This window comes from Streptomyces glaucosporus (assembly GCF_039533345.1).
GTDB lineage: Bacteria > Actinomycetota > Actinomycetes > Streptomycetales > Streptomycetaceae > Streptomyces > Streptomyces glaucosporus.
The window spans coordinates 88,647-100,996 of record NZ_BAAATJ010000018.1 but is presented as its reverse complement, the minus strand read 5'-3'; the positions used below and the strand labels follow the sequence as shown (position 1 = coordinate 100,996).

The following is a 12,350-nucleotide window of genomic DNA, read 5'->3' as shown; positions in this document are numbered from 1 at the left end:
GGTATGGGGCAACGCGGCACTGAACACCGTTGTCATCCCCTGTGACCTGCGCTTTCCCGGTTCGCTGCCCGGTGGCCCGCCCGGCCGCCCCGTCAGCCGTCCGACCCCGTCCCGCCGGGCGCGGCGGCCTCCGGACGGCGCAGGCGCCAGCCCTCCCACGCCGAGGCCACCATCTGGCGTACCCCGTACCGGGGGGCCCAGCCCAGCTCCCTGCCGATCCGCTCGGCCGAGGCGACCACCCCCGCCGGATCCCCCGGACGGCGGGGGACGACCACGGGAGCGGGCTCGCGGATCCCCGTGACCTCGGCCACCAGATCGGCCAGCTCCCGCACGGACACGCCCCGGCCGGTGCCCACGTTCACCGTCAGGTCCTCGCCGGGCGGAAGCTCCGCCAGCCGGCGGGCGGCGGCCAGGTGGGCGTCGGCCAGGTCCGCCACGTGGACGTAGTCGCGCACGCAGGTCCCGTCCGGCGTGGGGTAGTCGTCACCGAAGATCCGCGGCGCCTCACCGCGCGTGAGGGCGCCGAAGAACATCGGGATGACGTTGGACACACCGGTGTCGGCCAGTTCCGGCCGCGCCGCCCCCGCCACGTTGAAGTAGCGCAGGCACGCGGTGGCCAGCCCGTGCGCCCGCCCGGCGGCGCGGACCAGCCACTCGCCCGCGAGCTTGGTCTCGCCGTACGGGTTCAGCGGGGTGCACGGGGTGTCCTCCGTGACCAGGTCCACATCCGGCATGCCGTAGACGGCGGCGGAGGACGAGAACAGGAAGCGCCGCACCCCCGCCGCGACCACCGCCTCCAGCAGCACCGTCAGGCCGTGGACGTTCTCCCGGTAGTACGTCAGCGGCCGCTCCACGGACTCGCCGACCTGCTTCCTCGCCGCCAGGTGCACCACGCCCGTGACGCCGTGGCCGGCGATCGTCTCCTCCAGCAGGGAGCGGTCGGAGACCGCGCCCCGCACCAGCGGCACGCCGGGCGGCAGCCGGTCCGGCAGACCGGTGGAGAGGTCGTCGAGCACGACGACCCGCTCACCGGCCCCGGTCAGGGCCCGCACCACGTGCGCGCCGATGTATCCCGCTCCACCTGTGACCAGCCATGTCATGCCCGCAGCCTAGCCACACCGCCCCGGAAGGCGGATCACCGAGCCGGTCGCCGCGGTCCGGGACGCCGGACGCCGCCGCGTGACGGCGGTGCAACCCCTCTCCGGTGAATCCGCGGTGAACTGCCGCTTCCGCCGATCCGATAACCTCTGGCCACGTGTTGCCCGCCCCGGACGGGTGAGGGCGCACTGTGACGCTGCCCGGTCGCCGTCCGCAGGGACCGCGCCGCGGACAACACGGCTTCCAAGGAGTGAGTTCGTTCTTGTCGACCGCCATTCTCACCGGTCCGCCGGTCGCGGGGGCGCCCCTGGAGGGCGATCTGCGGTCGCTGGGGTTCGACGTGCGGGTGGCGGCCGACGCCGCCGGGGTGGCGGCGGAACTGGCCGCCGTCCCGGCGGGCGAGCGCGTCGCCCTCGTCGACCCCCGCTTCGTCGGCCACCTCCACAGCCTGAGGCTGGCCCTGACCGACCCGCGCTTCCCCGCCGCCGCCGTCCCCGGCGCCCTCACCGCCCGGCCCGAGGCGCGCGCCGCCCTGGCCCGGGCCGTGGCCGCCACGGCCCCCACGGACACAGCCCGGGACGGCCTGCCCGACCGGGTGGCGGCCGCCCTGGAGGACGACGCGGACGCCCCCGCCGTCCACCGGCCCGAACTGGGGACGCTCGTCGCCGCCGTGCCCGCCGGCGAGGCGGAGCGGGAGGAGGCCCGGCGGGCCGTGGCGGCCGTGGACGAGGAGGCCGTGCGGCTGCGCTCGGCCGTGAAGTCCCGCGACGGCTTCTTCACCACCTTCTTCATCAGCCCCTACTCCCGCTACATCGCCCGCTGGTGCGCCCGCCGCGGACTCACCCCCAACCAGGTGACCACCGCCTCGCTGCTCACCGCGCTGATCGCGGCGGCCTGCGCCGCCACCGGCACGCGGGGCGGCTTCGTCGCCGCCGGCGTGCTGCTGATCGCCTCGTTCGTGCTGGACTGCGCCGACGGCCAGCTCGCCCGCTACGCGCTGAAGTACTCCACGCTCGGCGCCTGGCTGGACGCCACCTTCGACCGCGCCAAGGAGTACGCGTACTACGCGGGCCTGGCGCTCGGCGCGGCCCGCGGCGGCGACGACGTGTGGGCGCTGGCCCTGGGCGCGATGGTGCTCCAGACCTGCCGGCACGTCGTGGACTTCTCCTTCAACGAGGCGAGCCACTACGAGGGGGAAGGGACGGCGGGCGGCGCCGGCCCCACCGCCGCCCTCTCCGGGAGGCTCGACAGCGTCGGCTGGACGGTCTGGGCCCGCCGCATGATCGTGCTGCCGATCGGCGAGCGCTGGGCCCTGATCGCCCTCCTCACCGCGCTCACCACCCCCCGCACGACCTTCGTCGTCCTGCTGGCCGGCTGTGCGGTCGCCGCCTGCTACACCACCGCCGGACGGGTGCTGCGCTCGCTCGCCCGCAGGGGCCGGCGCACCGACCGCGCCGCCCGGGCCCTGGCCGACCTGGCCGACTCCGGGCCGCTCGCCGGGGCACTGGCCGCCGCGCTGAAGGGCGTGAGGCTGCCGGCCCCCGCCGTACCGGCCCTCGCCCTCCTGGGCTCGGCCGCCCTGCCGGCCGCCGCGCTGTGGACGCCCGTGGGCAGCCCCTGGCCGGTCCTGGCCGCGGCGGTCCACGCCCTCCTGGCCGCGCTCGCCGTCGCCCGTCCCCTGAAGGGCGCACTGGACTGGCTGGTGCCGCCCCTCTTCCGCGCGGCGGAATACACCACGATCCTGGTCCTGGCCGCACGGTCGGGGACGGACGGCGCCCTGCCCGCCGCCTTCGGGCTGGTCGCGGCGGTCGCCTACCATCACTACGACACGGTGTACCGCATCCGCGGTGGCACCGGAGCCCCTCCGCACTGGCTGGTGCGGGCGATCGGCGGACACGAGGGACGCGCCCTGGCGGTCACGGCCGCCGCCGCCCTCTGGGCCGGGAGCCAGGGCTTCACGATCGCGCTCGCGGTCCTGGCCGGGGCCCTGGCGCTCACGGTGCTCGCCGAGAGCGTCCGCTTCTGGGTGTCCTCGCAAGCACCCGCCGTACACGACGAAACAGGAGAACCCGCATGATCGGCCTCGTGCTGGCCGCCGGCGCCGGACGGCGTCTGCGCCCCTACACCGACACCCTCCCCAAGGCCCTGGTGCCGGTGGACCCGGAGGGCGAGGGCATCACGACCGTGCTCGACCTCACCCTCGGCAACTTCCGCGAGGTCGGCCTGACCGACGTCGCCGTGGTCGTGGGGTACCGCAAGGAGGCCGTGTACGAGCGCAAGGCCGCCCTGGAGAAGAAGTACGGCCTCACCCTCCACCTGGTGGAGAACGACAAGGCCGAGGAGTGGAACAACGCCTACTCCCTGTGGTGCGCCCGCGAGGTGATCAAGGAGGGCGTGATCCTCGCCAACGGCGACACCGTCCACCCCGTCTCCGTGGAGCAGACGCTGCTGGAGGCCCGCGGGAAGGGCCAGAGGATCATCCTCGCCCTCGACACGGTCAAGAAGCTCGCCGACGAGGAGATGAAGGTCGTCGCCGAGCCCGGCCGGGGTGTGCGCAGGATCACCAAGCTGATGGACCCCGCCGACGCCACCGGCGAGTACATCGGCGTGACCCTCATCGAGGGCGAGGCGGCCGCCGACCTGGCCGACGCCCTGAAGACCACCTACGAGCGCGACCCGCAGCTCTACTACGAGGACGGCTACCAGGAGCTGGTGGACCGCGGCTTCACCGTCGACGTCGCCCCGATCGGCGAGGTGAGCTGGGTCGAGATCGACAACCACGACGACCTGAACAAGGCGCGGGAGATCGCGTGCCGGTACTGACCCGTCTCATCCCGTCGCCGGTCGTCGTCGACATCAGGCCCGGCGCGCTGGACGACCTGGCGGGTCTCCTGGTCGACCAGCGCATCTCGGCCTCCGGCAAGCTGGCGATCGCCATCAGCGGCGGTTCGGGGGCGGCACTGCGCGAGCGGTTCGCCCCCGCCCTGCCGGGAGCCGACTGGTACGAGGTCGGCGGCGGCACCCTGGACGACGCGATCAAGCTCGCCGACGCCATGAAGTCCGGCCGCTACGACGCGGTCGTCGGCATGGGCGGCGGCAAGATCATCGACTGCTCGAAGTTCGCCGCGGCCCGCGTCGGCCTGCCCCTGGTCGCCGTCGCCACCAACCTCAGCCACGACGGGCTGTGCTCCCCGGTCGCCACGCTCGACAACGACGCCGGCCGCGGCTCGTACGGCGTGCCGAACCCGATCGCGATCGTCATCGACCTCGACGTCATCCGCGAGGCACCGATCCGCTTCGTCCGCTCGGGTGTGGGAGACGTCATCTCCAACATTTCCGCCGTCGCCGACTGGGAGCTGTCCCACCGCGTGACCGGCGAGCAGATCGACGGCCTGGCCGCCGCCATGGCGCGCCAGGCCGGCGAGGCGGTGCTGCGCCACCCGGGAGGCTGCGGCGACGACGAGTTCCTCACGGTGCTCGCCGAGGGGCTGGTGCTGACCGGCATCTCCATGTCGGTGGCCGGCGACAGCCGCCCCGCCTCGGGCGCCTGCCACGAGATCAACCACGCCTTCGACCTGCTCCACCCCCGGCGCGCGGCCGCGCACGGCGAGCAGTGCGGACTCGGCGCCGCCTTCGCGATGCACCTGAGGGGAGCGGAGGAGCAGGCGGCACTGATGATCGAGGTGCTGAGACGGCACGGCCTGCCCGTGCTGCCCGGCGAGATCGGCTTCAGCGAGGACGAGTTCGTCGAGGTGGTGGAGTACGCGCCGCAGACCCGGCCCGGGCGCTACACGATCATCGAGCACCTGGACCTGTCCACCGACCAGATCAGGGACGCGTACGCCGACTATGTCAAAGCTGTCAAAGCCGTCAGTGGCTGAACTCCGCCCGGTCGTCCACCCCGCGGGGGTGAAGGACCGGCGGAGCGGTGAGCACTGGGCCGGGCGCCTGTACATGCGGGAGATCTCGCTGCGCTGGACCCGGCACCTGGTGGGCACCCGGATAACCCCCAACCAGCTCACCTACCTGATGGTCGTCGCGGGCGTGGCCGCCGGCGCGGTCCTGCTGGTGCCCGGCCCGGCCGGGGCGATCGCCGCCGCCCTCCTCATCCAGCTCTACCTGCTGCTGGACTGCGTGGACGGCGAGGTCGCCCGCTGGCGGAAGCAGACGTCCATCACCGGCGTCTACCTGGACCGGGTGGGCCACTACCTGGCCGAGGCCGCCCTCCTGGTGGGCTTCGGCGTGCGGGCGGCGGACGTCTTCCGCACCGGGGGCGCCGCACCGGACTGGCTGTGGGCCTTCCTGGGCACGGTGGCCGCGCTCGGGGCGATCCTGATCAAGGCCGAGACGGACCTGGTGGACGTGGCCCGCTCCCGCAGCGGTCTGCCCGCGGTCAAGGAGGAGGCGGCGGTGCCGCGCTCCTCGAAGCTGGCGCTGGCCCGCCGGGCGGCGGCGGCGCTGAAGTTCCACCGGCTGGTCGGCGGGGTCGAGGCGTCCCTGGTGATCCTGGCGGTGGCCGTGGCGGACACGGTGCGCGGCGACCTGTTCTTCACCCGCCTGGGAGTCGCCGTCCTGGCGGGGATCGCCGTCCTGCAGACGCTGCTGCACCTGGTGTCCATCCTGGCGTCGAGCAGGCTGCGGTGACGCGGCGGCCCGCGGCCGGACACGGTGGCGAGCGGCGGACGGCGGCGAGGAACGGTGAGTGAGATGAAGGACACGGACGGCAGGAGCCTGACCCTCGGGGCGGTCATCCTGACCATGGGCAACCGCCCCGAGGAGCTGCGCGCCCTGCTCGACTCGGTCGCCAAGCAGGACGGCGACCCCATCCAGGTGGCGGTCGTCGGCAACGGCGCCCCCCTGCCCGAGCTGCCCGAGGGCGTGCGGACCGTGGAGCTGCCGGAGAACCTCGGCATCCCCGGCGGCCGCAACGTCGGCATCGAGGCGTTCGGACCCGGCGGGCGCGAGGTGGACGTCCTGCTCTTCCTCGACGACGACGGGCTGCTGCCCAACACCGACACCGCCGAGCTGGTCCGGGAGGCGTTCGCGGCCGACCCGAAGCTGGGGATCATCAGCTTCCGCATCGCCGACCCGGACACCGGCGTCACCCAGCGCCGCCACGTACCGCGGCTGCGGGCGTCGGACCCGATGCGCTCCTCGCGGGTGACGACCTTCCTCGGCGGAGCCAACGCCGTGCGCACCAAGGTCTTCCAGGAGGTCGGCGGGCTGCCGGACGAGTTCTTCTACGCCCACGAGGAGACCGACCTGGCGTGGCGGGCGCTGGACGCCGGGTGGATGATCGACTACCGCTCCGACATGGTGCTCCACCACCCCACCACCCTCCCCAGCCGGCACGCGGTCTACCACCGGATGGTCGCCCGCAACCGGGTGTGGCTGGCCCGCCGCAACCTGCCCCTGCCGCTGATCCCCCTCTATCTGGGCGTCTGGCTGCTGCTGACCCTGCTGCGGCGCCCCTCCCGGCCCGCGCTGCGCGCCTGGATGGGAGGCTTCAAGGAGGGCTGGACCACTCCCTGCGGTCCCCGCCGGCCCATGAAGTGGCGTACGGTGTGGCGTCTGACCCGACTCGGTCGCCCTCCCGTCATCTGAATCTGACAAGCTCTGTCCGAGGGCATCGGGTCCGGCTGACAGGACCGGGTTCCGCTGTACTCATCCCACAACCCGGCTGCGCACTGTGAGGACGAAAGTTTCAACGTGAGCGAGACAACGCACGGCGGTGCGATCGCGACGAGCGAGCCCCCGCGTTCACCCGACGACGGCCTGTCCCCGGCCGAACTCGCCGCCAAGTACGGCCTGACGGCGAGCGGGGTGCGGCCCTCCCTGATGGAGTACGTCCGGCAGCTCTGGGCGCGGCGGCACTTCATCCTCACCTTCTCCCGCGCCAAGCTCATGGCGCAGTACAGCCAGGCCAAGCTCGGCCAGCTGTGGCAGGTCGCCACACCGCTGCTGAACGCGGCGGTGTACTTCTTCGTCTTCGGCGTCCTGCTGGGCGGCCGCGAGGGAGTGCCGGGAGGCAAGGGGAACTACGTCCCGTTCCTGGTCACGGGCGTCTTCGTGTTCACCTTCACCCAGACCTCGGTCCTCTCCGGGGTCCGGTCCATCTCCGGGAACCTGGGACTGGTGCGCGCCCTCCACTTCCCGCGCGCCGCCCTCCCGATCTCCTTCTCCCTCCAGCAGCTCCAGCAGCTGCTGTACTCGATGATCGTCCTGGCGGCCATCCTCCTCGGCTTCGGGCACTTCCCGGACTGGACCTGGCTGCTGGTGGTGCCGGTCCTGGCGCTGCAGCTGCTCTTCAACACCGGGCTGGCGATGGTCATGGCCCGGCTGGGCAGCAGGACCCCGGACCTGGCCCAGCTGATGCCCTTCGTGATGCGGACCTGGATGTACGCGTCCGGCGTGATGTTCTCCCTGGAGTACATGCTCAGGGAGCGGGCCGGCGCGCCGGAGTGGCTGGTGACCGCGGCCCAGGCCAACCCTGCGGCCGTCTACATGGACCTCATGCGCTTCGCGCTCATCGACGGGTACACCGTCTCCGATCTCCCGCCGTACGCCTGGGCGCTCGCCGCGGGGTGGGCCGTCCTGATCGGCGTCGGTGGTTTCGTGTTCTTCTGGAAGGCGGAGGAGCGGTATGGCCGTGGCTGAGAAGGGCCTGGAGAAGGACGCCGCCGCCGAGCCGGCACAGGGCGGCGAGCGCCGCCCCACCGTGATCGCCGACGACGTGCACATCGTCTACCGCGTCTACGGCGGAGCCCGGGGAAGGGGCAGCGCCACCGCCGCCCTCAGCCGGATCCTCCGCCGCAAGCCGGGCGGGAACGTGCGGGAGGTGCACGCCGTGAAGGGCGTGACCTTCACCGCCTACCGGGGCGAGGCGATCGGTCTGATCGGCTCCAACGGCTCGGGCAAGTCGACTCTGCTGCGCGCCATCGCGGGCCTGCTGCCCGTCGAGCGCGGCAGGGTCTACACCGACGGCCAGCCCTCGCTGCTGGGCGTCAACGCGGCGCTGATGAACGACCTGACCGGCGAGCGCAACGTCATACTGGGCGGTCTGGCGATGGGCATGACCAAGACCCAGATCGAGGAGCGCTACCAGGACATCGTCGACTTCTCCGGCATCAACGAGAAGGGCGACTTCATCAGCCTGCCGATGCGCACGTACTCCTCCGGCATGGCGGCCCGGCTGCGGTTCTCCATCGCCGCCGCCAAGGACCACGACGTGCTGATGATCGACGAGGCGCTGGCGACGGGCGACAAGAGGTTCCAGAAGCGCTCGGAGGCCCGCATCCGCGAACTGCGCAAGGAGGCCGGCACGGTCTTCCTGGTCAGCCACAACAACAAGTCGATCCGGGACACCTGCAACCGGGTGCTGTGGCTGGAGCACGGCGAGCTGCGCATGGACGGCCCGACGGACGAGGTGCTCAAGGAGTACGAGGAGTTCACCCGCAAGTAGCCGCGACGGCGGCAGGGGGACGGCCCCCGCGACCCGGAGACGGGCCGCGGGGGCCGTCCCCTTCTCCGGCCCGCCTCTCCTCCCTCGTCCGCCGCCCCGTCCGCCGCTCCCCGCCCCGCCGGACCCGCAGGGCAGGGCACCTCGGAGTACGACGTAAGCTGAGCCGGAGTCGGTGATCGGCGCGCCGGGCGGCACTGCCCCGGTCGGCCGAGCGGCGGAGCATGCACGAGGCGCACCCGAAATAGGATGTTCTGCGCGGCAGGCGCCGCGGACACCGCGGACGGGAGGTCGCCGGTGTCCACCGACGTCCCGCCGCCGTCGGTGTCCGCGGGCGCCGGCGCGCCGTGGACACGGCCGGGTGGGAGGAACGGAGAGGTGACGGCGATGGCTACGGGCGGCACATGGTGACCCCGCCCACGGAGGCGCGGGCGCGCTTCGTCCTCGACAAGGCCGCCCACGAGAACTTCCCCGTGGCACCCCGCTTCCTCCCCCGCGCCTGGCGGGACGACCTGATGGCCGTCTACGGCTGCGTCCGGCTCCTGGACGACATCGGCGACGGGGACCTCGCCCCCGGCGGCTCGGACGCCGCCGCGCTGGGGGTGGACCCCGGCCGGGCCGGCGACCGCCACGTCCTGCTGGACGCCTTCGAGGCCGACCTGCGCCGCGTCTTCCGCGCCGCCGGCGGCCCCGGCGCGGCGGACGGCGACGGCCCCCGCCACCCCCTGCTGAGCGCCCTGGTGCCGACCGTGCGCCGCCGCTCCCTGGCCCCCGAGCCGTTCCTCGCCCTGATCGAGGCCAACCGGCGGGACCAGGAGGTCCGCCGGTACGGCACCTGGGAGGAGCTGCTGGACTACTGCGCGCTGTCCGCGAACCCCATCGGCCGGCTCGTCCTGGCCGTCACCGGCACCACCACCCCCGAGCGCGTCCGCCGCTCCGACGCCGTCTGCACCGCCCTGCAGATCACCGAACACCTCCAGGACGTCGCCGAGGACCTGGCGCTGCGCGACCGGATCTACCTCCCCGCCGAAGACCTGGACCGCTTCCGCGTCACCGAGGCCGACCTCGCCGCGCCCGCCGCGAACGCGTCGGTGCGCGCCCTGGTGGCCTGGGAGGCGCGGCGCGCCCACGACCTGCTGAACGAAGGAGACCCGTTGGTGGCAAGCGTCCCCGGGGTGCTGAAAGTCCTCCTCGCCGGATTCGTCGGCGGCGGCCGGGCGGCGCTGCGCGCCATCCGGTCCGCCCGGTACGACGTCCTGGCCGCCACCCCCCGCCCCACCCGGACCGGTGTGCTGCGCGAGGCCGCCGCGACCCTGGGGAGGGCGCGGTGAGCCCGGCCCCGGACCGGCCCGGAGGGGCGCTGCCCCCCTCCCCGCAGGTCTTCGCCGCCTACCGCTACTGCGAGGCCGTCACCGAACGCCAGGCCCGCAACTTCGCCTACGGCATCCGGCTGCTGCCCACGGCGCGGCGGCAGGCGATGTCCGCCCTCTACGCCTTCTCGCGGCGCGTGGACGACATCGGCGACGGCCCGCTGGAGCCGGAGGTCAAGCGGGCCCGGCTGGAGGAGACCCGCGAACTGCTCGGCCGCGTCCGCGCCGGGGACGTCCCCGAGGACTCCACCGACCCGGTCGCCGTCGCCCTGGCCGACGCCGCCCGCCGCTTCCCCATCCCGCTCGGCGGACTCGACGAGCTGATCGACGGGGTCCTGATGGACGTCCGCGGCCGGACGTACGAGACGTGGGAGGAGCTCAAGGAGTACTGCCGCTGCGTCGCCGGCGCCATCGGGCGGCTCTCCCTCGGGGTCTTCGGCACCGTGCCCGGCGCCCGCGACGCCGAGCGCGCTCCCCACTACGCCGACACCCTCGGCCTGGCCCTCCAGCTCACCAACATCCTCCGCGACGTGCGGGAGGACGCCGAGGAGGGCCGCACCTACCTGCCCCGCGCCGACCTGGCCGCGTTCGGCTGCGCCGCCGGATTCGACGGCGGCGCGCCGCCGCCCGGCGCCGACTTCGCCGGGCTCGTCCGCTTCGAGGTGCGGCGCGCCCGCGCGCTGTTCGCCGAGGGGCTGAAGCTGCTGCCGCTGCTCGACCGCCGCTCCGCCGCCTGCGTGTCGGCCATGGCCGGGATCTACCACCGCCTGCTGACCCGCATCGCCCGCGACCCCCACGCCGTGCTGCGCGGCCGGGTCTCCCTGCCGGCGCGCGAGAAGGCCTGGGTGGCCCTGCGCGGCCTGTCCGGGCTGGACACCCGCCGGGCCGCCCGCCTCACCGCCGGGGAGGGCCCGCGGTGACCGCCCCCCGGACCGACCCGCGGCGCGACGGCGCCTCCGGCGGCGATCCCGCCCCCCGCGCCGTCGTCGTCGGCGGCGGGCTGGCGGGCGTCACCGCGGCGCTGCGCCTGGCCGACGCGGGGGTCCGCACCACCCTGGTGGAGGCCAGGCCGCGGCTCGGCGGGCTCGCCTTCTCCTTCCGCCGCACCGGCGGCGCCGGCGAGCTGACGGTGGACAACGGCCACCACGTGTACCTGCGCTGCTGCACCGCCTACCGCTGGTTCCTGGAGCGCATCGGCGCGAGCGCGCTCGCGCCCCTCCAGCGGCGCCTGGACGTCCCCGTGTTCGACGCCCGGCGCCGCCGCCTCGGCCGGCTGCGCCGCACCGGCCTGCCCGTGCCGCTGCACCTGGCGCCCGGCCTGGCCGCCTACCCCCACCTGAGCCCGGCCGAGCGCGTCCTGGCCGGACGGGCCGCGCTCGCCCTCAAGCGCCTGGGGACGGTCGACCCGGCCGACCCCGCCCTGGACGGGACGGACTTCGCGAGCTGGCTGCGCCGCCACGGCCAGTCGCCGCGCGCCGTGCGGGCGCTGTGGGACCTCGTCGGCGTCGCCACCCTCAACGCCCGTGCCCAGGACGTCTCGCTCGGACTGGCCGCGATGGTCTTCCGCACCGGCCTGCTCAGCGACCCCGGCGCCGCGGACATCGGCTGGTCGAGGGTCCCGCTGGGGCGCCTCCACGACGAGCTGGCCGGCGCCGTGCTGGAGAAGGCGGGCGTGCGCGTGGTCCGGCAGGGCCGCGTCAGGGCGCTGCGCCGGGAGCCGGACGGCGCCTGGCGGGTCCCGGTGGACAGCGGGCCGCACCGTTCGGGGGAGGCCGGCGAGACGCTGACCGCGGAGACGGTCGTCCTCGCCGTGCCCCAGCGGGAGGCCCACCGGCTGCTGCCCGAGGGGGCGCTGTCCCGTCCGGAGCGGCTGCTGGAGATCGGCGACGCGCCGATCCTCAACGTCCACGTGGTGTACGACCGGAAGGTGCTGCACCGCCCGTTCCTCGCCGCGCTCGGCACCCCCGTGCAGTGGATCTTCGACCGCACCGAGGCGTCCGGGCTGGGCGGCCCCGCCGGAGAGGGCGGGGGAGGGGGAGCCGCGGGGGAGGAGGGCCAGTACCTGGTGGTGTCCCAGTCCGCGGCGCAGGACGAGATAGGCGTGCCCGCCGCCGTCCTGCGCGAGCGCTACCTCCCCGAGCTGGCCCGTCTGCTGCCCGCCGCCCGCGGCGCGCGGGTGCGCGACTTCTTCGTCACCCGGGAGCGGGCCGCCACCTTCGCTCCCGTCCCCGGCGTGGGACGGCTGCGGCCCGGAGCCCGTACGGAGGCCCCCGGGGTGTGGCTGGCCGGCGCGTGGACCGCCACCGGCTGGCCCGCCACGATGGAGGGCGCCGTGCGCAGCGGCCTGACCGCGGCCCGGGAGGCGCTGGCGGCCCTCGGACGGCCCCAGGACGACGTCCTCCCAGAGGCGGCTTGAGCATGAC

The 12,350-nt window shown here is 74.4% G+C and carries 11 protein-coding genes; 10 read left to right on the top strand and 1 reads right to left on the bottom strand.

Annotation, left to right across the window (positions count from 1 at the left end):
• Positions 1-92: 92 nt before the first annotated feature.
• Entirely contained in the window at positions 93-1,100 is a 1,008-nt protein-coding gene (gene galE / locus ABD358_RS19075; protein WP_344632282.1) for a UDP-glucose 4-epimerase GalE, read from the bottom strand.
• 260 nt (positions 1,101-1,360) lie between these two features.
• On the opposite strand from galE, the gene ABD358_RS19070 reads away from it, so the two are divergent.
• The 10 genes from ABD358_RS19070 (at position 1,361) to hpnE (ending at position 12,343) form a co-directional block, all read left to right on the top strand.
• Positions 1,361-3,175: a DUF5941 domain-containing protein gene (locus ABD358_RS19070; protein ID WP_344632281.1), complete on the top strand. Its 1,815-nt coding sequence runs from the start codon at positions 1,361-1,363 to the stop codon at positions 3,173-3,175.
• Positions 3,172-3,921 (top strand): phosphocholine cytidylyltransferase family protein, encoded by a 750-nt coding sequence (locus ABD358_RS19065; protein WP_344632280.1) that lies wholly within the window; start codon positions 3,172-3,174, stop codon positions 3,919-3,921. Before ABD358_RS19070 ends, ABD358_RS19065 begins: the two co-directional genes overlap by 4 nt.
• A complete protein-coding gene (locus tag ABD358_RS19060; protein WP_344632279.1) occupies positions 3,909-4,979 on the top strand; it encodes an iron-containing alcohol dehydrogenase family protein in 1,071 nt (356 codons plus the stop codon). Before ABD358_RS19065 ends, ABD358_RS19060 begins: the two co-directional genes overlap by 13 nt.
• The gene (locus ABD358_RS19055) at positions 4,948-5,742 is read left to right on the top strand and encodes a CDP-alcohol phosphatidyltransferase family protein (RefSeq protein ID WP_344632278.1); all 795 of its coding nucleotides are present in this window, start codon (positions 4,948-4,950) and stop codon (positions 5,740-5,742) included. The genes ABD358_RS19060 and ABD358_RS19055 overlap by 32 nt, the downstream gene beginning before the upstream one ends.
• A gap of 87 nt (positions 5,743-5,829) precedes the next feature.
• Positions 5,830-6,702, top strand: a complete 873-nt coding sequence (locus ABD358_RS19050; protein WP_344632317.1) for a glycosyltransferase family 2 protein — start codon at positions 5,830-5,832, stop codon at positions 6,700-6,702.
• Between the two features lie 105 nt (positions 6,703-6,807).
• Positions 6,808-7,755, top strand: coding sequence for an ABC transporter permease (locus tag ABD358_RS19045; RefSeq protein WP_344632277.1), 948 nt, complete (start codon positions 6,808-6,810; stop codon positions 7,753-7,755).
• Complete coding sequence (locus ABD358_RS19040; RefSeq protein WP_344632276.1) at positions 7,742-8,560, top strand: ABC transporter ATP-binding protein; 819 nt, start codon at positions 7,742-7,744, stop codon at positions 8,558-8,560. Before ABD358_RS19045 ends, ABD358_RS19040 begins: the two co-directional genes overlap by 14 nt.
• Before the next feature lie 401 nt (positions 8,561-8,961).
• Positions 8,962-9,888 carry a squalene synthase HpnC gene (gene hpnC / locus ABD358_RS19035; protein ID WP_344632275.1) on the top strand — a complete coding sequence of 309 codons (927 nt, stop codon included), beginning with the start codon at positions 8,962-8,964 and terminating at the stop codon, positions 9,886-9,888.
• Complete coding sequence (hpnD, locus tag ABD358_RS19030; protein ID WP_344632274.1) at positions 9,885-10,847, top strand: presqualene diphosphate synthase HpnD; 963 nt, start codon at positions 9,885-9,887, stop codon at positions 10,845-10,847. The genes hpnC and hpnD overlap by 4 nt, the downstream gene beginning before the upstream one ends.
• Positions 10,844-12,343 (top strand): hydroxysqualene dehydroxylase HpnE, encoded by a 1,500-nt coding sequence (gene hpnE / locus ABD358_RS19025; protein WP_344632273.1) that lies wholly within the window; start codon positions 10,844-10,846, stop codon positions 12,341-12,343. The genes hpnD and hpnE overlap by 4 nt, the downstream gene beginning before the upstream one ends.
• Positions 12,344-12,350 lie beyond the last annotated feature (7 nt).